The following is a 25,914-nucleotide window of genomic DNA, read 5'->3' as shown; positions in this document are numbered from 1 at the left end:
ACGAGGACGTCAGCCGAGCGGATTGGCTGCCTGTACTCCCGCCGGAGTATGCGGGGGGGGTACGGGAGCGGGGTACGGGCCGGGGGACGGGCCGGGGGATGGGAGCGGGGTACGGGGCCGGGTACGGGAGCGGGCGCTCAGGCGCGGGGAAGGAGGCCCACGTCCTGGCCCAGGCGGCGGGCGGCCGTCGTGAAGAAGGCGTCGCGGTCCTCGACGAGGCGGTGGAACTGGCCGAAGACCTCGAAGGAGACCAGGCCGAACAGCTGCGACCAGGCCGCCACGAGGGCGACGACGAGCGCCGGGGGGAGGTCCGGGGCCATGTCGGCGGCGATGCGGACGGCTTCGGGACGGACGGCGTCCGGCAGCGGGGGAAGCGCGACGCCCTCGCCCTCGTGGGCCTCGCGGGCGATGCCGACGAGGACGAGACCGACGCGGGCGGCGGGGGCGTTGGTGTCCTGGGGTGCGGTGTAGCCGGGGACGGGCGAACCATAGATCAGGGCGTACTCGTGCGGGTGCGCGACGGCCCAGGCGCGGACGGCCCGGCAGACCGCGGTCCAGCGGACGAGCGGACGCTGCCCGGCGGTCTCTCCGGCGGCGCCTTCGGCGGCGGCTCCGACGGCGTCGTAGGCGTCGACGATGAGGGCGGTCAGCAGTTCGTCGCGACTGGGGAAGTACCGGTAGAGCGCGGAGGACACCATGCCCAGCTCACGGGCGACGGCGCGCAACGACAGTTTGGCGGCGCCCTCGGCGGCGAGCTGGGTACGGGCCTCGGCCTTGATGGCCGCGGTGATCTCGACACGTGCGCGGGCGCGGGCTCCTCTAACGGTTGTCATGGTGAGCAGTGTGCCATTCGCAGAGCACCGACCCGAAACGAGAGCACTGCTCTTGCATGAGAGCGCCGCTCCGTGCAGACTGGAAGCAAGCGAGAGCAGTGCTCACGCTTCACACCCACCGTTCCGCAGGAGGAACCCATGTCCGCTCAGCCCGCCGCCCACGTCATGAAGCCCGGCTGGTTCACGGTCAACGTCCTCAACCGCGCCGTCTCGTGGATGACCCGTCGGGGCATCAGCGTCTGGGGCTCCCGTGTCCTCGCGGTCCGCGGCCGCAAGAGCGGCGAATGGCGCCGCACCCCCGTCAACCTCCTGACGGTGGACGGCGCCCAGTATCTGGTGGCCCCGCGCGGCCACGTCCAGTGGACCCACAACATGCGGGCCGCCGGCGGCGGACAGCTGCACCTCGGCAAGCGCGCCGAGGGCTTCACCGCCGTGGAGCTGGCCGACGACGACAAGCCCGCGCTCCTGCGCGCCTACCTCAAGCGCTGGAAGGCCGAGGTCGGCGTCTTCTTCGCCGGGGTCGGCCCCGACTCCTCCGACGAGGAACTCCGTGCCATCGCGCCGAAGCACCCCGTCTTCCGCATCACGACGACGGGCCCCGCCGCCCCGGCCGTGTGAACAGGCCGGGGCAGCGGAGCCCGTACGCGTCGCCGACGCCGACGATCGTGCTGTCGGCGAACCGTCAGATCTGCTCCGCGGTCTCCGAAGCCGCCGACGTCGGGCCGTCCGCCGTCGGCTCCGGCACCGCCCCCGACACGGACTCCGACTCCGACTCCGCCCCCGACTCGATCCCCGTCTCCGCCTCGGAGTCGGACTCGGACGCCGATTCCGACTCCGCGCGCTCGCGCGCGGTGACGCCCCGGCCGGCGGGGCCGACGCCGGAGGAGGTGTCCATCCTCTTGTCCAGGATGTCCAGCGCGCGCCGGGCCAGGCCGTTCGAGCGGACCATGCCGCCGAGGGTGGCGGAGCCCCTGGTGATGTCGGCGAAGGCGTTCCACGCGGGGCGGAACCCCGTGATCGTGGCGTGCAGCAGCCCCGGGCGCCGCTCGAAGAGCGCGAGCATCCGCCGCCCGACCGCCATCTCCACACCGAGACCGGCCTTGATGGCGAACGCGTAGTTCAGGGCCTGTCGCCGGGCGTCGACCGCGTCGTTCGCCTCCGCGACCCGTACCGCCCACTCCCCCGCGAGCCGCCCCGAGCGGAGCGCGTACGAGATGCCCTCGCGCGTCCACGGCTCCAGCAGCCCGGCCGCGTCGCCACAGACGAGGACCCGGCCGCGGGAGAGCGGCGAGTCGTCGGCGCGGCAGCGCGTCAGGTGCCCGGAGGAGATCGTGGGCTCGAAGCCGGCGAGGCCGAGCCGGGCGACGAAGTCCTCCATGTACCGCTTGGTGGCGGCGCCCTCGCCGCGCGCCGAGATGACGCCGACGGTCAGCGTGTCGCCCTTGGGGAAGACCCACCCGTAACTGCCCGGCATCGGACCCCAGTCGATGAGGACGCGGCCCTTCCAGTCCTCGGCCACGGACGGCGGCACCGGGATCTCCGCCTCCAGGCCCAGGTCGACCTGACCGAGCTTCACCCCTACATGCGCTCCTATGCGGCTGGCACTGCCGTCGGCACCGACGACCGCGCGCGCGAGGACGGTCTCGCCGTCGGCCAGGACGACGGCGACGGTCCGCCGGTCCGGCACGGAGGGGCCGTGCTGCTCCACCCGGCTCACCGTGGCGCCGGTGCGCAGCTCCGCGCCCGCCTTCTGCGCGTGCTCGACGAGCTGGGCGTCGAACTCCGGGCGGTTGATGAGCCCGAAGAGCATCCGGCGCGAGCGGCGGGTGCGGGCGAAGCGGCCGTCGAGGGAGAAGGTGACGGCGTGCACCCGGTCCTGGAGGGGCAGTTCGAAGCCGGGCGGGAGGGAGTCCCGGGAGGGGCCGATGATGCCGCCGCCGCAGGTCTTGTACCGGGGCAGCTCCGACTTCTCCAGGAGCAGGACCCGGCGGCCCGCGACCGCCGCCGCGTAGGCCGCGGAGGCGCCGGCCGGGCCCGCGCCGACCACGACCACGTCCCAGACCTCCGCCTCCTCGTTCGCGCCGGTGTCGGCGGCGGTGGCCGTGACATCGGGCGCGGGGGTGCCGGCGGGGGTGGGGGTGGCGTCGGCGGTGGCGATGTCGTCGGCGGCAGCGTCGGCGGCGTCGACAAACTCGGCGGCGTCGTCAGCGTTGGCGGCGTTCTCGGGACCGGCGTTCTCTGCGTGCTCGCTGCTCACGATGTGCTTCTGCTCCTGATCCGACCGGTGGTCTGCTCTCGACGCATCCTACGGCTCGGTAGCCGGAGCCCCGCGCCGTAGGATCCACGGTGCGTTCGCCGTACCACGACATACGACGAACGCCCTCCCTACGTCGTAACGTCGCACCCACCAGGAGCGTGCCCATGACCGCGAATCCGATCGCCGAGACCGTCCGGTCCCTGATGCCCCGGGCGAAGGCCGAGCTCACGGAGCTCGTGGCCTTCGAGTCGGTGGCGGACGAGGCCGTGGCGCCGCGCAGCGAGTGCGAGGCGGCGGCGAACTGGGTCGCGGACGCGCTGCGCGCCGAGGACTTCCAGGACGTGGACCTGCTCGACACGCCCGACGGTTCGCAGGCCGTGTACGGCATCCTGCCCGGCCCGGCCGGGGCCCCGACCGTCCTTCTCTACGCGCACTACGACGTGCAGCCGAAGCTGGGCGAGTCCGCCTGGCTCAGCCCGCCGTTCGAGCTGACCGAGCGGAACGGCCGCTGGTACGGACGCGGCACGGCCGACTGCAAGGGCGGCTTCATCCTGCACCTGCTCGCGCTGCGCGCCCTCAAGGCGAACGGCGGCGTTCCGGTGACGGTCAAGGTGATCGTGGAGGGGTCGGAGGAGCAGGGCACCGGCGGTCTGGAGCGGTACGCGGAGCAGCACCCCGAGCTGCTGACCGCCGACACGATCGTCATCGGCGACGCGGGCAACTTCCGCGTGGGCCTGCCGACGGTGACCGCGACGCTGCGCGGCATGACGATGATCCGGGTCCAGATCGACACCCTGGAGGGCAACCTCCACTCCGGGCAGTTCGGCGGCGCCGCGCCGGACGCGCTGGCCGCGCTGATCCGCGTCCTCGACTCGCTGCGCGGCCCCGACGGCTCCACCGTCATCGACGGCCTGCCGGGCGACAAGGCGTGGGAGGGCCTCCAGTACCCGGAGGAGGACTTCCGCAAGGACGCCAAGGTCCTCTCGGGCGTGGCCCTGCCGGGCGCCGGCACCGTCGCGGACCGGATCTGGGCGCGCCCGGCCGTGACCGTCATCGGCATCGACTGCCACCCGGTGGCCGGGGCGACCCCGTCGATCCCCGCGTCGGCCCGCGCCCAGATCAGCCTGCGCGTGCCGCCCGGTCAGGACGCGGCCGAGGCGACGAAGCTGCTCTTCGCGCACATCGAGCAGCACACGCCGTGGAACGCCCGGGTGTCCCTGGAGCAGGTCGGCCAGGGCCAGGCCTTCCAGGCCGACACGTCGAGCCCGGCGTACGCGTCGATGGCCGAGGCGATGAGGATCGCGTACCCCGGTCAGGAGATGCAGACGGCGGGCATGGGCGGCTCGATCCCTCTGTGCAACACGCTGGCCTCGCTCTACCCGGAGGCGGAGATCCTGCTGATCGGTCTGAGCGAGCCGGAGGCGCAGATCCACGCGCCCAACGAGTCGGTCTCGCCGGAGGAGCTGGAGCGTCTCTCGGTGGCCGAGGCTCACTTCCTCGTCAACTACGCCCGCTCGAAGCAGGCCTGACGTCCTGACGGAGTGACTGCCTGACGCCTGACTGCCTGACCGACTCGAACGGACGGTTCGGATTCAGCGCTCGGCGAAGCTCGCCGAGAGCGGACAAACATACGGCGGACCTGCGGGATTGCGTAGGTTCGCCGTATGGAACTCATCCCGATCACTCCGCGGCTGTACCTCCTCGACCACACCATCGGCCAGTCCTATCTCTGGCGCGACGAGGAGGAGTTGACTCTCGTCGACGCCGGATGGGCGGGTTCGGCCGACGCGACGACGGAGGCCATCCGGGTGGCGGGCCTCGACCCGGACCTGCTGCGGCGGATCGTCCTGACCCACTGCCACCGGGACCACGTGGGCGCGGCCCAGAAGTTGGCGGACCGCCATGGCGCCGAGATCCTCGCCCACCGCCTGGACGCCCCGATGGTCCGGGGCGAGGCCCCCGTCCCCGAGCCGGACCTGCTGGACTGGGAACTCCCGCTGTACGAGCACGGGCTGACCGTGCCGGTGGCGCCGCCCACCCGGGTGGACCGGGAGGTGGAGGACGGCGAGGAGCTCGGCTTCGGCGACGGCGCGGTGGTGGTGCACACCCCGGGCCACACGCCCGGCTCCCTCGCGGTTCATCTCCCCCGGCACGGCGTGCTGTTCACGGGGGACACGGTGGCGTCGGTGCAGGACGTGATGTTCGGCGTCTTCCACGTCGACCGCGCCCTCGCCATGGAGTCGATGCGCCGCATGGCGAAGCTGGCGCCCTCGGTGCTGTGTTGCGGCCACGGGGCTCCGGTGACCTCGGACACGGCGGCCCGGCTCGCCGCCGCGGCCGCGCCGGCAGGATGATGACGATCATGGAACCTTCGACTCGTCCGAGGACCGACCAGGCGCCCGCCGACCCCGCGGCCACCGACGACGCCCTCGCCGCCCAGCCCATCGGCTACTGGAGCGGCCTCGCGCATGCGGCCGTCACCCGGCACCTGCGGGACGCCATGGCCCGCGTCGACGTCACGCAGCCGCAGTACTGGGTGCTCAACCGGGTGAACGGCGGGCCCGAGGCGCCGAGCCGCGAGGAGGTCGTCGGTCAGCTGACGCCCCTCGCGGACGGGCCACACGAGATCGCGCGCGTCGTCGAGCAGTTGCTGCACCGCGGCTGGCTCCGGGCGGACGACCTGCGGCGCCTGCACCTCACCGACGCGGGCGAGGCCGCCCGCGTACGGCTCCGTGAGCTGGTGACCGAGGTACGCGCCGAGGTCCACGACGGCATCAGCGACGAGGAGTACGTGGCCGCCCTCAAGGTCCTGCGCCGGATGGTCGCCAACGTCGAGGGTGACGGGACCTCTTAGGGGACGCCCGGCCCCACCGGGACCCCTGCCTCCAGGTTGAGCACCGTGCCGCGTTCGCGGGCGCGCAGCGCCCAGCGGAGGCGGTCGTAGCGGACGGGCGGCAGAAGGCCGGCGGCCTCCTCCTCGGTGACGAAGCGCCACTCGCGGAGCTCGGCGCCGGGGAGGCGGAGGCGCGCGGTGTCGTCGGCGCGGAGCGTGCCTCCGTCGAAGAGGAGGCGGAGGCCGCCGTATCCCGGGGGCTTGGGCCGCTCCCAGTCGACGAGCAACAGGCGGGGTACGGCGTCGAGTTCGAGCCCGAGTTCCTCCGCCACCTCGCGCACTCCGGCGCGGGCCGGCGGTTCGCCCGGTTCGACGACACCGCCGGGGAACTCCCAGCCCGGCTTGTACGTGGGGTCGACGAGCAGGAAGCGGTCCTCCTCGTCGAAGAGCAGGACGCCCGCGGCGAGGGTCTCGCCCGTCGGTTCGGGCGTCTGGACGATTCCGCAGGGTGCGGCCCGGTCGGCCCGGACCGCGTCGGCGACGGTCCGGGCGGCCTCGGCCACGGTGAGCTCCGAGGTGTCGACGACGTACGCGTCCCCCACGAGCCAGTCGAGCGCGGCGCGGTACGGCGGGATGTGGCCGTGGCACCACTGCCGGACGCGGGCGTCGGCATCGGGTTCGCCGTGCTCGGTCCGGCCGTCTATCCGCTGCCGCAGGATCGTTTCCTCGGGAGCGAGCAGGACATGCCGCACCTCGATCCTGCGGGCGGCCAGCGCGCCGAAGATCTCGTCCCGGTACTCCTGCCTGAGCAGGGTCATAGGGACGATCAGCACCCCGCCGACCTCGGCCAGCAGGGCGGCGGCGGTGTCGACGACCATGCGGCGCCAGATCGCCAGGTCCTGGAAGTCCTCGACCTCGGCGAGCCGCTTGGCCGGGAGCAGCGAGGTCATGGCCCCGCCGACGAGCTCGGGGTCGAACAGAGTGCTGTGCGGGATCAGATCGACCAGTTCGCGCGCGGTACTGGACTTCCCCGCGCCGAACGTACCGTTGATCCAGACGATCACGATTCCCCCTCTTGGGTAGCCCCCAGTGGATTGCCCGCAACACCCTGCCACGAAAACCACGAACAGATGTCCGGCACGTGTCCGGTCAGGACGACGCCGTCAGGAGCCGGAGCGGGGCCACACTTCCCCACGCCCGCCGCACCCGGCCGCCGCCGCGGCGCCGAGGAGCCCTGCGTCGGTACCGGTGACGGCAGGGACGACCGTGAGGTTCCGTACGAAGGAGAGCGTCGCGTAGCCCCCGAGGCTGCGCCGCAGCGGACCGAAGAGGACCTCGCCCGCGCCCGCCACCCCGCCGCCGACGACCGCGATGTCGATCTCGACGAGCGCCGCCGTGGCGGCGATGCCCGCCGCGAGCGCCTGCGCGGCCCGCTCGAAGGAGGCCACGGCGACCGGGTCCCCGGCGCGCGCGGCGGCGGCCACCGCCGCCGCGGAGGCGTCGCCGTCGGGCCCCGGCCGCCAGCCGTTCTCCAGGGCGCGGCGCGCGATGTGCGGGCCGCTGGCGAGCCGTTCGACGCAGCCGCGCCCGCCACAGGCGCAGGGATCACCGTCCAGGTCCACGGAGATGTGGCCGAGGTGACCGGCGTTGCCCGTGGGTCCGGGGTGGAGTCGGCCGTCCAGGACGAGACCGCCGCCGACTCCGGTGGAGACCACGAGACAGAGGGCGTTGTCGTGGCCGCGCGCGGCCCCGAGCCAGTGTTCGGCGGCGGTCATGGCGACCCCGTCGCCGACCAGGGTGACCGGGCGCCCGCCCGTCGAGCGGCCGACCCGTTCGACGAGCGGGAAGTCGCGCCAACCGGGCACGTTCACCGGGCTCACGGTCCCCCGCGAGGCGTCGACCGGGCCGGCGCTGCCGATGCCGACGGCCTCTGCCGTCTCCCACAGCGGCGTCGCGGCGAGCTCCCCGAGTACGGCCTCGACGGCCTTCATCACCGTCTCGCCGTCCTCCCGCGCGGGGGTGGGCCGCTGGGCCCGCACCCGGACACGTCCCGCACCGTCGACCAGTGCCCCGGCGATCTTGGTGCCGCCGATGTCGAGCGCGACGACAGGACCCGGCACGGGGCGGGTGGCGGGGGCGGTGTCCATGGGCACGGATCCTCCAGTCGGCGGCCGGGAGCGGCCAGAGGTGATCCGTACATTCTGCCCAGTCTTCCGCCGTATGACAACGTTGTCCAGGCTCTATGCTCGACCTGAGACCCGACCCGAGACCCGCGACCCGCGACCGGGATCCGGAACCGACACGACGGAGGAACCCCGCACCGTGGCCGACATCGCCCGCCGCACCGATCACCGCTACGGCAACCGGCCCACGATGAAGGACGTCGCCGCCCGCGCGGGGGTCGGCCTCAAGACGGTCTCCCGGGTCGTGAACGGCGAGCCGGGCGTCACCACGGACACCGAGCGCCGCGTCCAGGAGGCCATCGAGGCCCTCGGCTTCCGCCGCAACGACAGCGCGCGGGTCCTGCGCAAGGGCAGGACGGCCACCGTCGGCCTGGTCCTCGAAGATCTCGCCGACCCGTTCTACGGGCCGCTCAGCCGCGCGGTCGAGGAGGTCGCCCGTGCGCACGGCGCGCTCCTCATCAACGGCTCCAGCGCCGAGGACCCGGACCGGGAGCAGGAGTTGGCGCTCGCGCTGTGCGCGCGCCGGGTCGACGGCCTCATCGTCATCCCCGCCGGTGACGACCACCGCTATCTGGAGCCGGAGATCAGGGCGGGCGTCGCCACGGTCTTCGTCGACCGGCCCGCGGGGCGGATCGACGCCGACGCCGTCCTCTCCGACAGCTTCGGCGGGGCGCGTGACGGCGTGGCCCATCTGATCGCCCACGGACACCGCCGGATCGGTTTCGTCGGCGACCGGCCGCGCATCCACACCGGCGCGGAACGGCTGCGCGGCTACCACGCGGCGATGGAGGACGCGGGCCTGCCCGTCCGGGAGGACTGGGTCTCGCTCGGGTCGACGCACCCGGAGCGGGTGGGCGCGGCCGTACGGGAGATGCTGGCCGCGCCGGAGCCGGTGACGGCACTGTTCGCGGGGAACAACCGGGTCACCGTGACGGCGGTGCGGACCCTCGCCGGACACCCGGCCCCGGTCGCCCTCGTCGGATTCGACGACATCGAACTGGCCGATCTGCTCGGCATCACGGTCATCGCACAGGACGCCGCCTCGCTCGGCCGGACCGCCGCGGAGCGGCTCTTCCGCCGCCTCGACGGGGCGGGCGGGCCTCCGGAGCGGGTGGTGCTCGGCACGACGCTCATCGCCCGCGGCTCGGGCGAGATCACCGCGCCGGCCGGCTAGCACGACGTCCTCGACGACAGCACCGCCCCGCACCCTGTCGGGCACGTGCGCGCGGAGCACACGGACGCGTACGGGGTACGGGGCGGTTCGCCGGAGCGGGAGGTTACTCGGCCGAGGGGGTGAGGTCGCCGCGGCGCGGGGCGGCGAACCGGTCCAGGGCGGCGCGGGTCAGGCCCGTGAGGGCGTCGACCTCGGCCGTGTCGAGGGCGCCGCAGTCGATGCCGCGCAGCAGGTACGAGGAGAGCGCCTTGGCGGTGGCGGGCTCGTCCATGACGTCGCCGCCCGCGTGGTTGGCGTAGGCGGAGAGGCGCTTGGCTGCGGCCTCGAAGCCCTCGCGGTAGAAGGCGAAGACGGCGGCGTAGCGGGTGGGGATGTGGCCGGGGTGCATGTCCCAGCCCTGGTAGTAGGCGCGGGCGAGGGCACGGCGGGTCAGGCCGTAGTGCAGGCGCCAGGCCTCGTGGACGTGCTCCTTGGAGCCGACCGGGAGGACGTTGGTGGAACCGTCGGAGACGCGGACGCCGGTGCCGGCGGCGGCGACCTGCATGATCGCCTTGGCGTGGTCTGCGGCGGGGTGGTCGCTGGCCTGGTAGGCGGCGGAGACGCCGAGGCAGGCGCTGTAGTCGAAGGTGCCGTAGTGCAGGCCGGTGGCGCGGCCCTCGGCGGCGCCGATCATGCGGGCGACGGCGGCGGTGCCGTCGGTGGCCAGGATGGACTGGCTGGTCTCGATCTGGATCTCGAAGCCGAGGCGGCCGGCGTCCAGGCCGTGGGCCTTCTCGAAGGCCTCCAGGAGGCGCACGAAGGCGGAGACCTGCTCGGGGTAGGTCACCTTGGGGAGGGTGAGGACGAGGCCGTCGGGGAGGCCGCCGTTCTCCAGGAGTCCGGTGAGGAAGACGTCGGTGGTGCGGATGCCCCGGTCGCGTACGGCGGACTCCATGCACTTCATCCGGATGCCCATGTACGGGGCGGCCGTGCCGTTCCGGTACGCCTCCGAGATCAGCCGGGCGGCGCGGGCGGCGTCTGCGTCTTCGGCGGCCCCGTCCTTTCCCGCGTAGCCGTCCTCGAAGTCGACGCGCAGGTCCTCGATCGGTTCGCGCTCCAGCTTGGCGCGGACGCGGCCGTAGACGTCCTCGGCGAGGTCGTCGGCGAGGCCGAGGACCGCGGCGAAGGAGGCGGCGTCCGGGGCGTGCTCGTCGAGGGCCGCGAGGGCCTGGTCGCCCCAGGAGCGGACGGTGTCGGCGTCGAAGACGTTGCCGGGGACGTAGACCGTGTGGACGGGCTGGCGGGTGCCGGGGTCTCCCGGGTAGCGGCGGTCGAGCTCTGCGTCCACCGCCGCCAGGGAGGCGCTGATGCCCTCGCTGACCGCGCCCGCGAGGCTCGTCGACACCTTCTCCTGCTGACCCATCCCACATCCTCCTGTTTTCCGCTTCACGGAATCAACAATCCGTATAGCGAAGTTAATAGTCGGCCGGGACCCACGTCAATGGGTGTCCGAAACGGCCGGGGGCCGCGCGGCGACGAATCACCACGCGGCCCCCGGACCGTACAGAACCGCAGGTCAGCCCTTGCGGGCCTGAACCTCGGCGGTCAGCTGCGGGACGACGTCGAAGAGGTCGCCCACCACGCCGTAGTCGACGAGGTCGAAGATCGGGGCCTCGGCGTCCTTGTTGATGGCGACGATGGTCTTCGAGGTCTGCATGCCCGCGCGGTGCTGGATCGCGCCGGAGATGCCGGACGCGATGTACAGCTGCGGCGAGACCGACTTGCCGGTCTGGCCGACCTGGTTGGCGTGCGGGTACCAGCCGGCGTCGACCGCGGCGCGCGAGGCGCCCACGGCGGCACCGAGCGAGTCGGCGAGCGCCTCGATGATCGCGAAGTTCTCGGCGCCGTTGACGCCACGGCCACCGGAGACCACGATCGCGGCCTCGGTCAGCTCCGGGCGGCCGGTCGACTCGCGCGGGGTGCGCGCGGTCACCTTGGTGCCGGTGGCCAGCGGGCCGAAGGAGACCGCGAGGGTCTCGACGGTGCCGGCGGCCGGGGCGGCCTCGACGGGCGCCGAGTTCGGCTTGACCGTGATGACCGGGGTGCCCTTGGAGACACGGGACTTGGTGGTGAACGAGGCGGCGAACGCGGCCTGCGTCGCGACCGGGCCCTCGTCTCCGGCCTCCAGGTCCACGGCGTCGGTGATGACACCGGAGCCGATGCGGACCGCGAGGCGGGCGGCGATCTCCTTGCCCTCGGCGGAGGACGGGACGAGCACGGCGGCCGGGGACACGGACTCGTACGCGGCCTGGAGCGCGTCGACCTTCGGGACGACGAGGTACTCGGCGAACTCGGCGGCGTCGGCGGTGAGGACCTTCACGGCGCCGTGCTCGGCGAGCGCGGCGGCGGTGTCGGCGGCGCCGTTGCCGAGGGCGACGGCGACCGGCTCGCCGAGGCGGCGGGCGAGGGTCAGCAGCTCCAGGGTGGGCTTGCGGACGGCACCGTCGACGTGGTCGACGTAGACGAGAATCTCAGCCATGGGACTTCAGTCTCCTGCGAACGAAAAGGGGCGGACGGAACGGCTCGCGCGAGCCTCAGATGCTGTGCCGGCCCGGGGGCGACCCCCGGACCCCCAGCAGCTAAATGAACTTCTGGCTCGCGAGGTACTCGGCGAGCTGCTTGCCGCCCTCGCCCTCGTCCTTGACGATCGTGCCCGCGGTGCGCGCCGGACGCTCGGCGGCCGACTCGACCCGCGTCCAGGAGCCCTCCAGGCCGACCTCGTCGGCGTCGATGTCGAGGTCGTCGAGCTCCAGGGACTCCACCGGCTTCTTCTTGGCGGCCATGATGCCCTTGAAGGACGGGTAGCGCGCCTCGCCCGACTGGTCCGTCACGGACACGACGGCCGGAAGCGAGGCCTCCAGCTGCTCGGAGGCGGTGTCGCCGTCGCGGCGGCCGGTCACCTTGCCGTCCTCGATCTTGACCTCGGAGAGCAGCGTGACCTGCGGGACACCCAGGCGCTCGGCGAGGATCGCCGGCAGGACGCCCATGGTGCCGTCGGTGGAGGCCATACCGGCGATGACGACGTCGTAGCCGGTCTTCTCGATCGCCTTGGCGAGCACGAGCGACGTCGCCATGACGTCACTGCCGTGCAGGTCGTCGTCCTCGACGTGGACGGCCTTGTCGGCGCCCATGGACAGCGCCTTGCGCAGCGCGTCCTTGGCGTCCTCGGGGCCGACCGTCAGCACGGTGACCTCGGCGTCGTCCGCCTCTTCGGCGATCTGCAGGGCCTGCTCGACCGCGTACTCGTCGAGCTCCGACAGCAGGCCGTCGACGTCGTCGCGGTCGACCGTCAGGTCGTCCGCGAACTTACGGTCTCCGGTCGCGTCGGGCACGTACTTCACACAGACAACGATCCTCAAGCTCACGCCGGCTCTCCTACTGCATCGTCATAACTTGGCTGCCTTGTTGCTCGCAGCATAGGCGCCTGAAGGGCGGGTTTCCGGTCGGGGCGCCGGACGCCCCGACCGGAATATTACTCGTCAGTACACCCAGTTCGTTACGGGTAAGCAAGCGCTCAGCGATGTGACCTTGACAACGCGCGGAGAGGGCGCGCACGGGAACTCTCAGTCGCGCAGCGCGTTGAAGCGCCCGTGGTGGTAGAGGAGGGGCCGGCCCACTCCGTCCGGGTCTCCGGCGACGGCCTGCGCGATCACGATCCGGTGGTCGCCCGCGGGCACCCGGGCCACCACGCGGCAGACCAGCCAGGCGAGGACGCCGTCCAGGACGGGCACCCCCTCCGGCCCCACGCTCCAGCGGGTCGACCCGCCGAAGCGGTCGGCACCGCTGCGCGCGAAGGTGGCGGCCAGCTCCTGCTGGTGCTCGCCGAGTATGTGCACGCCGATGTGCTCGGCCTCGGCCACCACGGGCCAGCTGGAGGAGCCGGTGCCGACCCCGAAGGAGATCATCGGGGGATCGGCGGCGACGGAGTTGAGCGAGGTCGCGGTGAAACCGACGGGGCGCTCGCCGTACGCGGTGATCACCGCGACACCGGCCGCGTGCCGACGGAAGACGGAGCGGAGCAGATCGGGAGAGGCCTGCCGGGGTGCGCCGATCGTGGGAGCGGTACCGAGCTGGAGGTCCGGCGTAACCGTCATGGAATTGTCCTTCTGCGAGGGCGTCATGAGGGGAGTCCTGGGGTGGTCAGACACCCGGACAGCGCGCGCTCGCGTTGCGGGCCAGGTCCACATGGACCCGGCCGTAGAGAAGGAGTTCTGGGGGCACTCCGCCAGGGTGACGATCGGTGGCGGGTGCAGTCAAGTGCGTACCGGGATGTGGGAGAAGTGTCACCGCGTCAGACCGCCCGCCCCAGCGCCGCGATGACGTCCGCCCTGCGGGGCTGTCCGGCGGCGCGGCGGACGACCCGGCCCGCGCGGTCGAGGACGAGGACGGTGGGCGTCCGGGCGATGCCCAGCTCCCGTACGAGGTCGAGGCGTTCCTCGGCGTCGATCTCCACGTGCGCGACGCCCGGCACCATGGCGGCCACCTCGGCGAGGGTGCGGCGGGTGGCACGGCAGGGCTGACAGAAGGCGGTCGAGAACTGCACGAGGGTGGCTCTCTCGCCCAGTTCGGCGCCGAGCACCTCCGGCCTCAGGACCTCCGCTCCCAGGGCCTCCGACATCCTTCTCCCCTTTCCCATGCGTCTCTCCTCCCCCACCAGCAGCGTCGCACGGGACCGTTCGATTCCCGCCACGGCCACCGGGGGTGACGAGAATCTCCCTGTACGAAGCCGCTTGGACTGGTCACGGCGCCCCGCATGGGGCACGATCTGCCCAAAGCCGAAAACCTACGGCCGCGTAACTTCGCCGGGAGAACCGCTCCGGGCACACGAAGAAGAGGTTCCTCTCCGATGGCAGAACTCGTCTATCGACCGGTCGTCGGCGCCGCCCTCACGCTGTTCAAGGCGCTCGACCTGAAGATCGACACGCAGGGTTCCGAGAACATCCCGCGCACGGGCGGGGCGGTGCTCGTGAGCAACCACATCAGCTATCTGGACTTCATCTTCACGGGGCTCGCGGCCCTGCCCCAGAAGCGTCTCGTGCGCTTCATGGCGAAGGACTCCGTCTTCCGGCACAAGGTCTCCGGGCCGCTCATGCGCGGCATGAAGCACATCCCCGTCGACCGCTCGCAGGGCGAGCACGCCTACCAGCACGCGCTCGAGTCGCTGCGGGCCGGCGAGATCATCGGCGTCTTCCCCGAGGCGACCATCTCCCAGTCCTTCACCCTCAAGAGCTTCAAGACGGGTGCGGCGCGGCTGGCGCAGGAGGCGGGCGTCCCGCTGATCCCGATGGCGCTCTGGGGCACCCAGCGGGTCTGGACGAAGGGCCGCCCCCGGAACTTCAAGCGGAGCCACATCCCGGTGACGATCCGCGTCGGCGAGCCCCTCGAGGCCCCCGCCGACCAGTACGCGGGCGCCATCACGCGCCGGCTGCGCGAGCGCGTCCAGGAGCTCCTGGAAGCCGCGCAGCGCGCCTACCCGGTCCGCCCCAAGGACGCGAACGACACGTGGTGGGTGCCCGCGCACCTCGGCGGTACGGCTCCGACGCCGGCGCAGGTCAAGGAAGCGGGCTGACCCTGCCCGTAGGCGGGGTCAGAGCTCCGTAGGGAGCGTCCGCCAGAGGTACGGCCGGTCCGGGGCAGCCTTCAGCGCGCCCAGGACGGCCGGGTGCGGTTCGGCGTACAGCCGCGGGTAGTCGACCTCGCCGAGCTCCGGCCGTACGGTCCAGGCGAGGCGCTCCTCCCCCAGCGAGAACCGGGCGTCGACGCCCGGCTTGTTGCCCCGCACGTCCTGCCGGGCCCAGTGCCGCTCGCCGGGCAGTCGTACGGCCACGAGGCCGTGGATCACGGGGTTCGACCCGTCGTCCTCCGCGAGCCGCTGGTAGCAGAGGGCGGCCGGGATGCCGCGGGCCCGCAGGAGCGCGGCGTAGGCGAGGGACTTGGCGTAGCAGATGCCGGTGCGCTGCTCCAGGACGTCGGAGGCGCGCCAGGTGACGCGGAGGTCGCCCGAGTCCTGGGAGTGCGGGATGGTGTCGCGTACGTAGGCGTAGGACGCCTCGGCGTATGAGTATGCGTCGGGATGATCACCGGAGAGCCGGGCCGCCACCTCCCTGACGAGCGGGTGGTCATGGTCGACGGCCTCGCCGACTGCCAAGTAGGCCGAGATGTCGGGGTGCTGCTGCACGAGTTCCATGCGGTGAGAGCGTAAGGAAACGGCCGGACGGAAGTCAATGACTTTCCGTCCGGCCGTATATTCATGCAGCGCTAGCGTCACTCATGGAGTGGAGGGCCTACTGGCGCGCCATCTCCTCCTTCAGCGCCTGGAGGAAGTCGTCCACGTCGTCCTCCGTGGTGTCGAAGGCGCACATCCAGCGCACGTCGCCGGCGGCCTCGTCCCAGAAGTAGAAGCGGAACCGTTCCTGCAGGCGCCTGGTCACCTCGTGCGGAAGCCGTGCGAAGACCGCGTTGGCCTGCACCGGATAGAGGATCTCCACCCCGTCGACCTCGCGCACGCCGGCGGCGAGCCGCTGGGCCATCGCGTTGCCGTGGCGGGCGTTGCGCAGCCACAGGTCCTTGGCGAGGAGCGCCTCCAGCTGCACCGACACGAAGCGCATCTTCGAGGCGAGCTGCATGGACAGCTTGCGCAGGTGCTTCATGTGGCTGACGGCGTCCGGGTTGAGGACGACGACGGCCTCGCCGAAGAGCATGCCGTTCTTCGTACCGCCGTACGAGATCACGTCCACGCCGACCGCGTTGGTGAACGCGCGCATCGGCACGTCCAGCGAGGCGGCGGCGTTGGCGATCCGGGCGCCGTCGAGGTGCACCTTCATGCCCTTGGCATGCGAGTGCTCGACGATCGCGCGGATCTCCTCGACCGTGTAGACGGTGCCCAGCTCGGTGTTCTGGGTGATCGAGACGACCTGCGGCATCGCCCGGTGCTCGTCCTCCCAGCCCCAGGCCTGCCGGTCGATCAGCTCGGGGGTGAGCTTGCCGTCCGGGGTGGGCACGGTGAGCAGCTTGAGGCCGCCCATCCGCTCGGGCGCCCCGCCCTCGTCCACGTTGATGTGCGCGGACTCGGCGCAGATGACGGCGCCCCAGCGGTCGGTGAGGGCCTGGAGCGCGGTCACGTTGGCGCCGGTGCCGTTGAAGACCGGGAAGGCCTCGGCACTGGAGCCGAAGTGGCTGTGCATGATGCGCTGGAGGTGCTCGGTGTACTGGTCCTCGCCGTAGGCGACCTGGTGGCCTTCGTTGGCGAGGGCGAGGGCCGCGAGGACCTCGGGGTGGGCGCCGGCGTAGTTGTCGCTGGCGAAGCCCCGGACCGACGGGTCGTGGTGACGACGCGCGTCGGTCCTCGGGCCCGGGCCCGCTGTCACGGCTTGGGGGTCAGCCACAGACGCTGTCCATTCACTTCCTGGGCGGGCGTGTTCCACAGTCCGGCGATCTCGTCGGCCAGATCCTTGACGTCGGTGAAGCCCGCGAACTTCGCGTTGGGCCGCTCGGCGCGCATCGCGTCGTGCACCAACGCCTTGATCACCAGGATCGCAGCCGCCGCCTGCGGGCCGTCGTCGCCCCCCAGCTTGCGGAACGAGTCCGCCATGGCGAGGGTCCAGGCCTCGGCGGCCGCCTTGCCTGCGTTGTACGCGGCGTTGTTGGCGAGCGGCTTGTGCGCGCCGACCTGACTGATCAGGGCGTACCGGCCGCGTCCGCCGGCGCGCAGCAGGCCGTCGTGGAAGGCGAGCGAGGTGTGCTGGACGGTGCGGATGAGGAGCTTCTCCAGGAAGTCCCAGTCCTGGAGATCGGTCTCCGTGAAGGAGGCGCTGCCGCGCCAGCCGCCGACGAGGTGGACCAGGCCGTCGATCCGGCCGAACTCCTTCTCCGTCTTCTCGGCCCAGTCGCGCGTGGCGTCCAGGTCGAGCAGGTCAACCGTGTCGCCGATGACCCGGGCGCCGCCGTGGGCGTAGCGGGCGGCGTCGACGGCCTCCGCGAGGCGCGCCGGGTCGGCGTCGGAGCCGACGACGGTCGCGCCCGCCTCGGCGAGGCGCAGCAGGGTCGCGCGGCCCGCGGGACCGGCCGCGCCGGCGACCGCGATGACGGCGCCGTCCAGCGGCCCGCCGTTTCCGTTGGCGTTCATGGGCGACGCCTCCTCCGTGGTCTCCGGATGGTTCGTGGAGTCGCTCACGCGGCGGCCCGCTCGTGGCGCGGGACGTCGGCGGCGGTGATCCCCTTGGTGTCGGCGATCACGCCCTTCAGCTTCTTGGCAAGGGCCTCAAAGAACATGCTGAGCGGAAACTCGTCCGGAAGCACGTCGTCGACGAGCTTGCGCGGCGGGAGGGACAGGTCCAGGGCGTCCGGACCCTTGGCCCACTTCGATCCCGGGTGCGGGGAGAGGTAGGTGGAGACGAGCTCGTACGCCTTGAACCAGTGGACCAGCTTGGGGCGGTCGATGCCGTCGCGGTAGAGCTTCTCGATCTCGGCGCAGAGCTGGTTGGTGACCTCGGGGGCACGCTGCCAGTCGATCTTGAGGGTGTTGTCCGTCCAGCGCACCACGTCGTTCTTGTGGAGGTACGCGAAGAGGAGCTGGCCGCCGAGACCGTCGTAGTTGCGGTTGCGGTCGCCGGAGAGCGGGAAGCGGAACATCCGGTCGAAGAGCACCGCGTACTGCACGTCACGGCCGTGCGCGTTGCCCTCGGCCTCCAGCTTCACGGCCTCCTTGAAGGCGGTGAGGTCGCAGCGGAGCTCCTCGAGGCCGTACATCCAGAACGGCTGGCGCTGCTTGATCATGAAGGGGTCGAAGGGCAGGTCGCCGTGGCTGTGGGTGCGGTCGTGGACCATGTCCCAGAGCACGAAGGCCTGCTCGCAGCGGGTCTGGTCGTCGATCATGGCGGCGATGTCCGCGGGCAGCTGGATGCCCAGGGTGTCGACGGCCGCCTCGGTGACCTTGCGGAAGCGGGCGGCCTCGCGGTCGCAGAAGATGCCGCCCCAGGTGAAGCGCTCGGGGGCCTCGCGGACGGCGATGGTCTCCGGGAAGAGGACGGCCGAGTTGGTGTCGTACCCGGCGGTGAAGTCCTCGAAGGTGATGCCGCAGAAGAGCGGGTTGTCGTAGCGGGTGGCTTCCAGCTCGGCGAGCCACTCCGGCCAGACCATGCGGAGCACGACGGCTTCGAGGTTGCGGTCCGGGTTGCCGTTCTGCGTGTACATCGGGAAGAGCACGAGGTGCTGGAGCCCGTCGACACGGTCGGCGGCCGGCTGGAAGGCCAGCAGCGAGTCCAGGAAGTCCGGGACCGTGAAGCCGCTCTCGGCCCACTTGCGCAGGTCGGAGACGAGCGCGCGGTGGTAGGCGCCGTCGTGCGGAACGAGCGGGGAGAGCTGCTCGACCGCGGCGGTGACCCGGTCGAGGGTCAGCTCGACGAGGGCGCGGGCGGGCGCGCCCTCGGGCTCGAAGTCGATGGAGCCGTCCGCGCTCTGCCAGGCACGGATCTCCTCCACGGCGTTCTTGAGCTCGGCCCAAGCCGGGTGGTCGATCACCCGAGCGTCGGTGGATATCCCCCCACCGGTCACGTCCTGCACAAGAATTTCCGTCATGCCTCTTCCTCCACAGGAGAACCTCGCGTCAAGACACCGTAACCATTCACGGTTCCCTGACACAAGGGGAGCAAGGGAAATTATCCTGTGCGACCCCCATGGCAACCGAAGTTTTTCCTGTCTGTCGAGCTTGAAGCCACCCTTCCGCCGTACGGGGTGGCTGTAGCGCGTCAGCTCAGGGGCTTGACGAGCAGCTCGAACTCCAGATCGTCACGCTGGGGCAGGCCGAAGCGCTCGTCCCCGTACGGGAAGGGCGTCATCCGTCCCGTCCGCCGGTAGCCGCGCCGCTCGTACCAGGCGATGAGCTCCTCGCGCACGGAGATCACCGTCATGTGCATCTCGCGGACGTCCCACAGCTCGCGCACCTGCCGCTCGGCCTCCTCGATGATGCGCTTGCCGAGGCCCGCGCCCTGGAGCTCGGGGCGGACCGCGAACATCCCGAAGTAGGCGGCCTCGCCCCGGTGCTCCAGCTGGCAGCAGGCGACGAGCTCCCCGTCCTGCTCGACGACCAGGAGGCGGCTGCCGGGGGCGGTGATGACGGCGGCCACCCCCTCGGGGTCGGTGCGCTGCCCCTGGAGGATGTCCGCCTCCGTCGTCCAGCCGCCCCGGCTGGCGTCGCCGCGGTACGCCGACTCGACGAGCGGGACGAGCACGGGGACGTCGTCCAGGACCGCCTCGCGGTACTCGATCCGGCTCTTGATCCGGCCGGTCTCCTGGGACGTGGCGGTGTCCATGCGTACGGGCTCCCCTCGGGCGCTGACGATCGGCGTGCGCGATCGTCCCGAGCCTAACGCGCGCGCCTTTCACTCCCCCTCGTACACCTGTGCGCGCCCGTGCGCCCGCGTGGGGCCTTCGGGCGGCGGGCATCTCTCTCGGCGAGGGGGGTGTGTGCCGTGCACGGAGGGGCCCTGTCCGGGTGGCTGCTGGTCGCGCTGTGCGCGGCCACGGGCACGTACTGCCTGCTGCGGATGCGCGTCTCGGATGGGGAGGAGCGGCGGGCGGCGGGCGGCGAGGCGCTGATGGGGTTCGGGATGGCCGTCATGGCACTGCCGGCGTCGGTGGTGGCACAGCCGGGCTGGAGCTGGGCGGTGTACGCGGCGGTGTTCGGCGGGGCGGCGCTGCTCGCCGTGGCCGGTGCGGCCCGGGGCGGCGGACGCCATCTGCACCATCTCGTCGGCTCGCTCGCGATGCTCTACATGGCGGTGGCGATGGCCGCCCCCGTCGCACAGGGGGCGCACACGGGGCACGCCATGGGGACGGCGGGCGGCATACCCGTGCTGACGGGCGTGCTGCTCCTCTACTACGCCGTGTACGTCCTGCGTGCGGGGGCGCGGCTCGCACCGGCGGCGGTGGCGGCCGCGGGCGGCCCCGGACCGGCGTGGGCGACCCGGCCGGAGCTCACCCTCACGTGCCGGCTCTCGATGGCCCTGGCGATGGTGGCGATGCTCGTGACGTTGTGAGGCTGTGCCGCCGTGACGCCGTGACGCCGTGACGCCGTGACGCCGTGACGCCGGGCCGTCCACACCCCGCCGCACAACGAAACCGTGTCGTACGTCACTTGGCGTCCGGGGCCATACCCCCGACCAGTACCGCGCTCATAGGGTGGCGGTCATGTGGGTCTCCCTCGCACTCCTCCTGCTCGGCTTCCTGACCGCCGTCGCGGCCCCCCGGCTGCTGGCGCGGGCCGACTGGGTGGAGCGAGAACCCGTGGTCGCGCTCTGGGTGTGGCAGTGCGTGGTGGCGGCGGTGCTGCTGAGCTTCGCGCTGTCGATGACGCTCAGCGCGTCGGCGGCCTGGCAGGCGGTACGGGGGCAGCTCTTCGCACCCGCGCCGCGCGCGGTGGTCGACGCGTACGAACTCGGCACGACCGGCCCGTGGTCGGGGGTCCTCGCGGTCGCCCTGGCCTGCGGCGGCGTCTGGTCCGGGGCGATGCTCGGCCGGGAGATCGGCCAGGCGCGCGCCCGGCGCAGGCAGCGCCGCTGCGATCTCCTCGTCCGCGCTCCCCTGCTGCCCGGGGAACAGCCCGGCAGCGAGCGGCTCGTCGTCCTGGAGGGCGAGCGGGCGGACGCGTGGTGGATGGCGGGGACCACGCCCCGACTGGTCATCACCACGGCCGCGCTGCGGCGCCTGAAGGGCCGGCAGCTGGACGCGGTCCTGGCACACGAGCAGGGCCACGCCCGGGCCCGGCACGACTGGCTGTTGCACTGCTCGGCCGCGCTCGCCGGCGGGTTCCCGGGGGTCCCCGTCTTCACGGCCTTCCGCGAGGAGATGCACCGGCTAGTGGAGCTGGCCGCCGACGACGTGGCCTCGCGCCGGTTCGGGCGGCTGACGATCGCGCTGGCCCTCGTCGAACTGAACGAGGACCGGGGGGTGTTCGGCCCCGGCCCGGCACCGGACGCGGATCTGCCGCAGCGGGTGCACCGGCTCCTCACCGCGGCCCCGCGGCTCACGGCGGGACACCGACTGCGACTGACCGCCGTCGCGTCCCTGGTCCCAGTGGTCCCGGTCCTCGTGGCCTTCGTCCCGGCGCTCACCGCGCTGGGATAGCGGGGGCGGATCGCACCCGGAGGGCGCTGCGGACCAACGGCTGGGGCGCGGCGAACCAACACCTGGGGCGCGGCGGATCACCGGCTGGGACGCGGCGGACCGACACCTGGGGCGCGGCGGACCACCGGCTGGGACGGGGCGGACCAGCGCCTGGGACGGGGGCGGACCAGTGCATGGGGCGGGGGCGGATCACCGCTTGGGGCGGGGCGGATCACCGCCCGAGACGGGGCGTCGGGCAGGATCGGCGCATGCGTTCGTCCGCCGTGGTCTCCGGAGTCCTCTTCGTCCTCCTGCTCGTGCTCGTCGCCGCCGGGTGGTCCCCCTTGCTCTCCTTCGACCGGTCGGTCGCCGAGGAGTTGCACCGCGACGCCGTCGCCCGCCCCGGCGTCACCGGCCTCAACCGCATCCTCAGCGACTGGGTGTGGGACCCCTGGGCGATGCGCGCCCTGGCCGCGGTCGCCGTGGTGCTGCTGTGGTGGCGACGGGAGCGGCTCCTCGCCCTGTGGGTGGCGGGCACGAGCCTCTTCGCGGTGGGTCTCCAGCAGGGGCTGAAGTACCTGGTGGGGCGGGACCGGCCCGCATGGCCCGACCCGATCGACTCGGCCCGGTACGCGGCCTTCCCGTCCGGGCACGCGATGACCGCGATGGTGACCTGCGGAGTGCTCCTGTGGGTGCTCGCGCTGCACTGGCGGCCGGAGCGGCGCGGCTGGGGCGTCCTCGCGAGCGTCGCGGTCGTGTCGGTGCTCGGGGTCGGCTGGACGCGGATCTACCTGGGCGTCCACTGGGCCTCGGACGTCCTCGGCGGCTGGCTGCTCGGCTGGTGCTGCGTGGCCGTGGCCGTCCTCACGTACCGCTGGAGGACAATGGGAGAGACGCGATGAAGCCGCCTGTTCTGGACGATCCCCCGTGTCGCCCAGAACAGACGGCCTCCCCGTCGGCCTGCCACGGGGGCGCGGCGACGGGATGCGCTGAGTATATTGGCCGGCAGCCAGTCAACGCAGGAGCCAAGCATGTCCCCGCGTAGCCCATCGGTCAATGAAGAGCTCAGGCGCCGCTCACGTGAGCGGATTCTGCGGGCCACCGTGGAACTGGTGTCGACGCGCGGCTACGAGGCGACCACGCTCGGCGACATCGCGGAGCGGGCCGGTACGGCGCGCGGACTCATCTCGTACTACTTCCCGGGGAAGCGGCAGCTGCTGCAGGCGGCGGTGCACCGGCTCATGCACCTGACGCTGGAGGAGGCGCTGGAGCGCGAGCCGCGCACGGAGGACGGCCGGGAGCGGATGGCCCGGGCGATCGACGCGGTCCTGGGCCTCGCGGTGGACCGGCCCACCCTGATGCGGACCCACATGGCGGGAATCCTCCAGGCCGAGGGCTTCGTGCAGTGCGAGGAGCAGCAGCGCCTCGCGTTCCTGCTGCGGGACACGGTCACCCGGTACGGCTCGGAGGACGTGGACACGGACTATCCGCTGCTGCGCGCCCTGTTGATGGGCGCGGTGGTGGCGGTCCTGCTGCCGGGCGCCCCGATGCCCATGGCGCGGCTGCGGTGGGAGCTCTTCCAGCGGTACGGGCTCGGCTGGGAGCAGGGCGCGCCGCCGGACGGGGGTCCGCCCGACGGCGCGCCGGTGGTGCCGCTCGATCAGTCGTCGAGTCTGCCGTCGACGTCGTCGAATCAGTCGTCGAAGTCGAAGTAGTCCGGCTGCGTCTGGACGTTGAGCTCGTCCATCCGGATCCGCTTCGCGGGGTCGGTGCGGCGGTCGGAGAGCTTCAGGACGTCGAAGCCCTTGGCGATGTCGTTCGAGTAGATGTAGCCGTTGTAGTAGTACGCGGACCACGAGCCGCCCGTGGAGATCGTGGTGGCGGACAGCGGGCCGCGCTCGAAGTAGCCGATCTCCTTCGGGTGGGCGGAGTCGGTGAAGTCCCAGACGGAGACGCCGCCCTGGTACCAGGCCTGGACCATGAGGTCCTTGCCCTTGACCGGGATGAGCGAGCCGTTGTGGGCGACGCAGTTCTCGGTGTCGGCCTGGTGGCGCGGGATCTTGAAGTAGCTGCGGAAGACGAGCTTGCGCTTGTCGCCCTTGCCGACGATGTCGTAGATGCCGTCGGCGCCCCGGTTCGGGCCCACCACGGCGTTGCAGGTGGCGCCGCCGCCACCGCCGAGCTCGTCGGTGAAGACGACCTTGTTGGCCTTCTGGTTGAAGGTCGCCGAGTGCCAGAAGGCGAAGTTGACGTTGTCCTGGACCTGGTCGATCACCCTCGGGTGCTCGGGGTCCTCGATGTCGAAGAGGATGCCGTCACCCATGCAGGCACCGGCGGCGAGGTCCTTCTCCGGCAGCACGGTGATGTCGTGGCAGCCGGTGGTCTTGGAGACGCCCGGGTTGGTGGGACCGCCCGGGTTGCCGCCGCCGTCCGGGCCCTCGCCCGGGAAGAGGACGGGGAAGCTGACGATCGCGGCCTTCTCGGGCGCCTTGCGGGGCACCTTGATGACCGAGATGCCGTCGTGCGGAGGCTGGCAGTCCGGGAAGGCGGCGTTGGGCGAGTAGGAGGAGACGTACACGTACACGTTCTTGCCCTTGGGCAGGAGCGTGTGGGTGTGCGAGCCACAGGCGGTCTCGACGGCGGCGACGTACTTCGGGTTCCTGATGTCGCTGATGTCGAAGATCTTCATGCCCTCCCAGGATTCCTTCACCGAGGCGGGCTGCGACGTGCTGGTGCACGAGTTGTCGCTTCGGGAAGAGTCGGTGGAGAGGAAGACGAGGTTCCCGGAGACGGAGATGTCGTTCTGGGAGCCGGGGCAGAGGACCTGGGCGACGGTCTTCGGGGCCTTCGGGTTGCTGATGTCGAAGATCCGGAAGCCGTCGTAGTTGCCTGCGAAGGCGTACTTGCCCTGGAAGGCGAGGTCCGAGTTGGTGCCCGGGAGCGCGTCCTTGGGGATGTTGACGAGGTGCTCGATGTTCTTGCTGTGGACGATCTCGTCCACGCCGGGGATCTCACCGCTCTGGATGGCGGAACGCGCTTCGGCCGCCTGCTCCGCGGAGACGGTGCCCTGGGTCAGGGCGTCTCCGGGGTCGGGTGTGGCGACCGAGGGGCCGGCCGCCAGCATCGTGGCCAGCAGCCCGGCCGCGGCGGTCGCCACGCCCAGGCGTCTGATCCGTGCACGCGGGCTACGCGGGGTACGCGGTATTCGCAACGAAGTCACTCCGTCCTCGCTGGTATCCGTTCGGCCTTGAACGGATGTTGGACCCCGGCAGTATGGTCCTTGGCGTGCGCATCTCAACAGATGGCAACACAGATGTAATGCAGGATTTTGATCGATCCCCCCGAGAAAAGTGCTAGGAACGGTCACTGTCCCCGCAAGAACATCTGGAGGTCGCGTTGTTGATCCGCCGTCAGCGTGCCGTCGTCGCCGTGGCCCTGTCCGCCGTCGCCGTACTCGCCCTGGGCGCCTGCGAGTCGGGGTCCGGCACGGCCGCACCGCGGGCCGAGTCCTCGACCGGAGGCTCGGTGGTGGCGCCGGGGAAGCCCGGCGAGCCGGCCAAACGGATATCCCCCGAGGAGGCCGCCCGCCTCCTCCCCGACGAGCGCCCGAACAGCGCCGACTTCCGGTACGCGCAGATGATGATCGTCCACCACCGCCAGGCGCTGACCATGACGGAGCTCGCCCCGCAGCGGGCGGGATCCCCGCAGGTCAAGAAGGTGGCCGAGCGGATCTCGGCCGCGCAGCTCCCGGAGATCGCCGCGATGGAGGGCTGGCTGAAGAACAACGGCGGGCCGCGCGAACAGGGCGGCCACGACCATCACTCGATGCCGGGCATGGCGACCGAGGCCCAGCTGAAGGAGCTGAAGGGCGCGAAGGGCGAGGCCTTCGACGAACTGTTCCTGAAGCTCATGATCACGCACCACGACGGGGCCGTGACGATGGCGGCCGACGTGCTGAGCGAGGGCAACAACGTCCTGGTGGAGGAGATGGCCAATGACGTGATCGCCCAGCAGACTTCGGAGATCAACCGCATGCGGTCGCTGTAGGGCGACCGGGAGAGCGGTGTACCCCCGGGTCGGTCACGCCCCTGCGACACCGCCCTGACGGCCGGCCTGCGCCTCGGCCGCCGTCAGGACGGTGTCCAGGAGGCCGGGGAAGAGGGCGTCCAGGTCGTCCTTGCGCAGGGCGTTGAGCTTGGCCGTGCCCTGGTACATCTGCTGGATGACACCGCTCTCGCGCAGGACGCGGAAGTGGTGCGTCGTCGTGGACTTGGTGACGGGCAGGTCGAAGTACGAGCAGCTCAAGGCATCGCCCTCGCGCGCCAGATCCCGGACGATGCGCAGCCGCACGGCGTCCGAGAGCGCGTGGAGCACCCCTTCGAGTCCGATCTGGTCCCGCGTGGGGTGCTCGAGCGCGCGGGGGCTGGTGGCGATCGTCATGACGGCGGCTCCACTTCATCCGGGTGACCCTCATTGTACGAGAACTCTCGTAG

General features: G+C 71.9%; 27 protein-coding genes. 11 read left to right on the top strand and 16 right to left on the bottom strand.

Annotated features, from left to right (window positions below):
• Nucleotides 1–137: 137 nt before the first annotated feature.
• Entirely contained in the window at nucleotides 138–833 is a 696-nt protein-coding gene (locus ACFWWU_RS07295; protein ID WP_384140222.1) for a TetR/AcrR family transcriptional regulator, read from the bottom strand.
• A 138-nt stretch (nucleotides 834–971) separates the two neighbouring features.
• On the opposite strand from ACFWWU_RS07295, the gene ACFWWU_RS07290 reads away from it, so the two are divergent.
• Entirely contained in the window at nucleotides 972–1,451 is a 480-nt protein-coding gene (locus ACFWWU_RS07290; protein WP_384140219.1) for a nitroreductase family deazaflavin-dependent oxidoreductase, read from the top strand.
• Nucleotides 1,452–1,515: 64 nt separating this feature from the next.
• On the opposite strand, the gene ACFWWU_RS07285 is transcribed toward ACFWWU_RS07290, so the two are convergent.
• Nucleotides 1,516–2,886, bottom strand: coding sequence for a geranylgeranyl reductase family protein (locus ACFWWU_RS07285; protein ID WP_384140652.1), 1,371 nt, complete (start codon nucleotides 2,884–2,886; stop codon nucleotides 1,516–1,518).
• 368 nt (nucleotides 2,887–3,254) lie between these two features.
• Here ACFWWU_RS07285 and ACFWWU_RS07280 point away from each other — a divergent pair, with 368 nt between their 5' ends.
• From ACFWWU_RS07280 to ACFWWU_RS07270, 3 genes are all read left to right on the top strand, one after another.
• Nucleotides 3,255–4,619 (top strand): dipeptidase, encoded by a 1,365-nt coding sequence (locus tag ACFWWU_RS07280; RefSeq protein WP_384140217.1) that lies wholly within the window; start codon nucleotides 3,255–3,257, stop codon nucleotides 4,617–4,619.
• 135 nt (nucleotides 4,620–4,754) lie between these two features.
• A complete protein-coding gene (locus tag ACFWWU_RS07275; RefSeq protein WP_384140214.1) occupies nucleotides 4,755–5,444 on the top strand; it encodes an MBL fold metallo-hydrolase in 690 nt (229 codons plus the stop codon).
• 8 nt (nucleotides 5,445–5,452) lie between these two features.
• Nucleotides 5,453–5,944, top strand: a complete 492-nt coding sequence (locus ACFWWU_RS07270) for a MarR family winged helix-turn-helix transcriptional regulator (RefSeq protein WP_384140211.1) — start codon at nucleotides 5,453–5,455, stop codon at nucleotides 5,942–5,944.
• On the opposite strand, the gene ACFWWU_RS07265 is transcribed toward ACFWWU_RS07270, so the two are convergent.
• Together ACFWWU_RS07265 and ACFWWU_RS07260 are read right to left on the bottom strand one after the other, a co-directional pair.
• Entirely contained in the window at nucleotides 5,941–6,987 is a 1,047-nt protein-coding gene (locus tag ACFWWU_RS07265; RefSeq protein WP_384140208.1) for an NUDIX domain-containing protein, read from the bottom strand. The two genes, ACFWWU_RS07270 and ACFWWU_RS07265, sit on opposite strands and share 4 nt — an antisense overlap.
• A gap of 99 nt (nucleotides 6,988–7,086) precedes the next feature.
• A complete protein-coding gene (locus ACFWWU_RS07260) occupies nucleotides 7,087–8,070 on the bottom strand; it encodes an ROK family protein (RefSeq protein ID WP_384140205.1) in 984 nt (327 codons plus the stop codon).
• Between the two features lie 226 nt (nucleotides 8,071–8,296).
• On the opposite strand from ACFWWU_RS07260, the gene ACFWWU_RS07255 reads away from it, so the two are divergent.
• Entirely contained in the window at nucleotides 8,297–9,280 is a 984-nt protein-coding gene (locus ACFWWU_RS07255; protein WP_384140649.1) for a LacI family DNA-binding transcriptional regulator, read from the top strand.
• 103 nt (nucleotides 9,281–9,383) lie between these two features.
• Here the strand turns inward: ACFWWU_RS07255 and ACFWWU_RS07250 are convergent, their stop codons facing one another.
• The 5 genes from ACFWWU_RS07250 to ACFWWU_RS07230 form a co-directional block, all read right to left on the bottom strand.
• A complete protein-coding gene (locus tag ACFWWU_RS07250; protein WP_384140203.1) occupies nucleotides 9,384–10,682 on the bottom strand; it encodes a DUF6986 family protein in 1,299 nt (432 codons plus the stop codon).
• A gap of 153 nt (nucleotides 10,683–10,835) precedes the next feature.
• The gene (locus ACFWWU_RS07245; RefSeq protein WP_384140200.1) at nucleotides 10,836–11,798 is read right to left on the bottom strand and encodes an electron transfer flavoprotein subunit alpha/FixB family protein; all 963 of its coding nucleotides are present in this window, start codon (nucleotides 11,796–11,798) and stop codon (nucleotides 10,836–10,838) included.
• 100 nt (nucleotides 11,799–11,898) lie between these two features.
• Nucleotides 11,899–12,684: an electron transfer flavoprotein subunit beta/FixA family protein gene (locus tag ACFWWU_RS07240; protein ID WP_384140197.1), complete on the bottom strand. Its 786-nt coding sequence runs from the start codon at nucleotides 12,682–12,684 to the stop codon at nucleotides 11,899–11,901.
• A 198-nt stretch (nucleotides 12,685–12,882) separates the two neighbouring features.
• The gene (locus ACFWWU_RS07235) at nucleotides 12,883–13,413 is read right to left on the bottom strand and encodes a flavin reductase family protein (protein WP_384140194.1); all 531 of its coding nucleotides are present in this window, start codon (nucleotides 13,411–13,413) and stop codon (nucleotides 12,883–12,885) included.
• A gap of 197 nt (nucleotides 13,414–13,610) precedes the next feature.
• Entirely contained in the window at nucleotides 13,611–13,937 is a 327-nt protein-coding gene (locus ACFWWU_RS07230) for a TlpA family protein disulfide reductase (RefSeq protein ID WP_384140191.1), read from the bottom strand.
• 228 nt (nucleotides 13,938–14,165) lie between these two features.
• Between ACFWWU_RS07230 and ACFWWU_RS07225 the strand changes: the two genes are divergently transcribed.
• The gene (locus ACFWWU_RS07225) at nucleotides 14,166–14,888 is read left to right on the top strand and encodes a lysophospholipid acyltransferase family protein (protein WP_384140188.1); all 723 of its coding nucleotides are present in this window, start codon (nucleotides 14,166–14,168) and stop codon (nucleotides 14,886–14,888) included.
• 18 nt (nucleotides 14,889–14,906) lie between these two features.
• Here ACFWWU_RS07225 and ACFWWU_RS07220 read toward each other — a convergent pair whose 3' ends face one another.
• The 5 genes from ACFWWU_RS07220 to ACFWWU_RS07200 form a co-directional block, all read right to left on the bottom strand.
• A complete protein-coding gene (locus ACFWWU_RS07220) occupies nucleotides 14,907–15,506 on the bottom strand; it encodes a transglutaminase family protein (RefSeq protein ID WP_384140186.1) in 600 nt (199 codons plus the stop codon).
• A gap of 97 nt (nucleotides 15,507–15,603) precedes the next feature.
• A complete protein-coding gene (locus tag ACFWWU_RS07215) occupies nucleotides 15,604–16,686 on the bottom strand; it encodes a threonine aldolase family protein (RefSeq protein WP_384140183.1) in 1,083 nt (360 codons plus the stop codon).
• On the bottom strand, nucleotides 16,683–17,444 hold the full coding sequence (locus tag ACFWWU_RS07210; protein WP_384140181.1) for an SDR family NAD(P)-dependent oxidoreductase: 762 nt from the start codon (nucleotides 17,442–17,444) through the stop codon (nucleotides 16,683–16,685). The genes ACFWWU_RS07215 and ACFWWU_RS07210 overlap by 4 nt, the downstream gene beginning before the upstream one ends.
• Nucleotides 17,445–17,488: 44 nt before the next feature.
• Entirely contained in the window at nucleotides 17,489–18,895 is a 1,407-nt protein-coding gene (locus tag ACFWWU_RS07205; protein WP_384140178.1) for a DUF6421 family protein, read from the bottom strand.
• 170 nt (nucleotides 18,896–19,065) lie between these two features.
• A complete protein-coding gene (locus tag ACFWWU_RS07200; RefSeq protein ID WP_384140175.1) occupies nucleotides 19,066–19,629 on the bottom strand; it encodes a GNAT family N-acetyltransferase in 564 nt (187 codons plus the stop codon).
• A gap of 159 nt (nucleotides 19,630–19,788) precedes the next feature.
• Here ACFWWU_RS07200 and ACFWWU_RS07195 point away from each other — a divergent pair, with 159 nt between their 5' ends.
• From ACFWWU_RS07195 to ACFWWU_RS07180, 4 genes are all read left to right on the top strand, one after another.
• Nucleotides 19,789–20,355 (top strand): DUF5134 domain-containing protein, encoded by a 567-nt coding sequence (locus ACFWWU_RS07195; RefSeq protein ID WP_384140172.1) that lies wholly within the window; start codon nucleotides 19,789–19,791, stop codon nucleotides 20,353–20,355.
• Nucleotides 20,356–20,506: 151 nt separating this feature from the next.
• Nucleotides 20,507–21,442 (top strand): M56 family metallopeptidase, encoded by a 936-nt coding sequence (locus ACFWWU_RS07190; RefSeq protein ID WP_384140169.1) that lies wholly within the window; start codon nucleotides 20,507–20,509, stop codon nucleotides 21,440–21,442.
• A gap of 248 nt (nucleotides 21,443–21,690) precedes the next feature.
• Nucleotides 21,691–22,323 (top strand): phosphatase PAP2 family protein, encoded by a 633-nt coding sequence (locus ACFWWU_RS07185; RefSeq protein ID WP_384140167.1) that lies wholly within the window; start codon nucleotides 21,691–21,693, stop codon nucleotides 22,321–22,323.
• 129 nt (nucleotides 22,324–22,452) lie between these two features.
• Entirely contained in the window at nucleotides 22,453–23,136 is a 684-nt protein-coding gene (locus ACFWWU_RS07180) for a TetR/AcrR family transcriptional regulator (protein WP_384140164.1), read from the top strand.
• Here the strand turns inward: ACFWWU_RS07180 and ACFWWU_RS07175 are convergent.
• Nucleotides 23,115–24,545 carry an LVIVD repeat-containing protein gene (locus ACFWWU_RS07175; RefSeq protein ID WP_384140646.1) on the bottom strand — a complete coding sequence of 477 codons (1,431 nt, stop codon included), beginning with the start codon at nucleotides 24,543–24,545 and terminating at the stop codon, nucleotides 23,115–23,117. The genes ACFWWU_RS07180 and ACFWWU_RS07175 overlap by 22 nt on opposite strands.
• Nucleotides 24,546–24,817: 272 nt before the next feature.
• Here ACFWWU_RS07175 and ACFWWU_RS07170 point away from each other — a divergent pair, with 272 nt between their 5' ends.
• Complete coding sequence (locus ACFWWU_RS07170; RefSeq protein WP_384140162.1) at nucleotides 24,818–25,468, top strand: DUF305 domain-containing protein; 651 nt, start codon at nucleotides 24,818–24,820, stop codon at nucleotides 25,466–25,468.
• Between the two features lie 33 nt (nucleotides 25,469–25,501).
• On the opposite strand, the gene ACFWWU_RS07165 is transcribed toward ACFWWU_RS07170, so the two are convergent.
• Nucleotides 25,502–25,861, bottom strand: a complete 360-nt coding sequence (locus ACFWWU_RS07165) for an ArsR/SmtB family transcription factor (RefSeq protein ID WP_384140159.1) — start codon at nucleotides 25,859–25,861, stop codon at nucleotides 25,502–25,504.
• Between the last annotated feature and the right edge of the window lie 53 nt (nucleotides 25,862–25,914).

The organism is Streptomyces sp. NPDC058650 (assembly GCF_042717315.1).
Lineage (GTDB): Bacteria > Actinomycetota > Actinomycetes > Streptomycetales > Streptomycetaceae > Streptomyces.
This window is presented reverse-complemented; position numbering and strand designations above follow the sequence as displayed.

Coding starts and splice junctions, on each gene's coding strand:
- ACFWWU_RS07165 (WP_384140159.1), bottom strand. CDS start 25,861: ATGACGATCGCCACCAGCCCCCGCGCGCTCGAGCACCCCACGCGGGAC.
- ACFWWU_RS07210 (WP_384140181.1), bottom strand. CDS start 17,444: ATGAACGCCAACGGAAACGGCGGGCCGCTGGACGGCGCCGTCATCGCG.
- ACFWWU_RS07270 (WP_384140211.1), top strand. CDS start 5,453: ATGGAACCTTCGACTCGTCCGAGGACCGACCAGGCGCCCGCCGACCCC.
- ACFWWU_RS07175 (WP_384140646.1), bottom strand. CDS start 24,545: ATGCTGGCGGCCGGCCCCTCGGTCGCCACACCCGACCCCGGAGACGCC.
- ACFWWU_RS07220 (WP_384140186.1), bottom strand. CDS start 15,506: ATGGAACTCGTGCAGCAGCACCCCGACATCTCGGCCTACTTGGCAGTC.
- ACFWWU_RS07205 (WP_384140178.1), bottom strand. CDS start 18,895: ATGACGGAAATTCTTGTGCAGGACGTGACCGGTGGGGGGATATCCACC.
- ACFWWU_RS07255 (WP_384140649.1), top strand. CDS start 8,297: ATGAAGGACGTCGCCGCCCGCGCGGGGGTCGGCCTCAAGACGGTCTCC.
- ACFWWU_RS07225 (WP_384140188.1), top strand. CDS start 14,166: ATGGCAGAACTCGTCTATCGACCGGTCGTCGGCGCCGCCCTCACGCTG.
- ACFWWU_RS07295 (WP_384140222.1), bottom strand. CDS start 833: ATGACAACCGTTAGAGGAGCCCGCGCCCGCGCACGTGTCGAGATCACC.
- ACFWWU_RS07260 (WP_384140205.1), bottom strand. CDS start 8,070: ATGGACACCGCCCCCGCCACCCGCCCCGTGCCGGGTCCTGTCGTCGCG.
- ACFWWU_RS07290 (WP_384140219.1), top strand. CDS start 972: ATGTCCGCTCAGCCCGCCGCCCACGTCATGAAGCCCGGCTGGTTCACG.
- ACFWWU_RS07250 (WP_384140203.1), bottom strand. CDS start 10,682: ATGGGTCAGCAGGAGAAGGTGTCGACGAGCCTCGCGGGCGCGGTCAGC.
- ACFWWU_RS07280 (WP_384140217.1), top strand. CDS start 3,255: ATGACCGCGAATCCGATCGCCGAGACCGTCCGGTCCCTGATGCCCCGG.
- ACFWWU_RS07190 (WP_384140169.1), top strand. CDS start 20,507: ATGTGGGTCTCCCTCGCACTCCTCCTGCTCGGCTTCCTGACCGCCGTC.
- ACFWWU_RS07230 (WP_384140191.1), bottom strand. CDS start 13,937: ATGTCGGAGGCCCTGGGAGCGGAGGTCCTGAGGCCGGAGGTGCTCGGC.
- ACFWWU_RS07180 (WP_384140164.1), top strand. CDS start 22,453: ATGTCCCCGCGTAGCCCATCGGTCAATGAAGAGCTCAGGCGCCGCTCA.
- ACFWWU_RS07235 (WP_384140194.1), bottom strand. CDS start 13,413: ATGACGGTTACGCCGGACCTCCAGCTCGGTACCGCTCCCACGATCGGC.
- ACFWWU_RS07200 (WP_384140175.1), bottom strand. CDS start 19,629: ATGGACACCGCCACGTCCCAGGAGACCGGCCGGATCAAGAGCCGGATC.
- ACFWWU_RS07275 (WP_384140214.1), top strand. CDS start 4,755: ATGGAACTCATCCCGATCACTCCGCGGCTGTACCTCCTCGACCACACC.
- ACFWWU_RS07245 (WP_384140200.1), bottom strand. CDS start 11,798: ATGGCTGAGATTCTCGTCTACGTCGACCACGTCGACGGTGCCGTCCGC.
- ACFWWU_RS07185 (WP_384140167.1), top strand. CDS start 21,691: ATGCGTTCGTCCGCCGTGGTCTCCGGAGTCCTCTTCGTCCTCCTGCTC.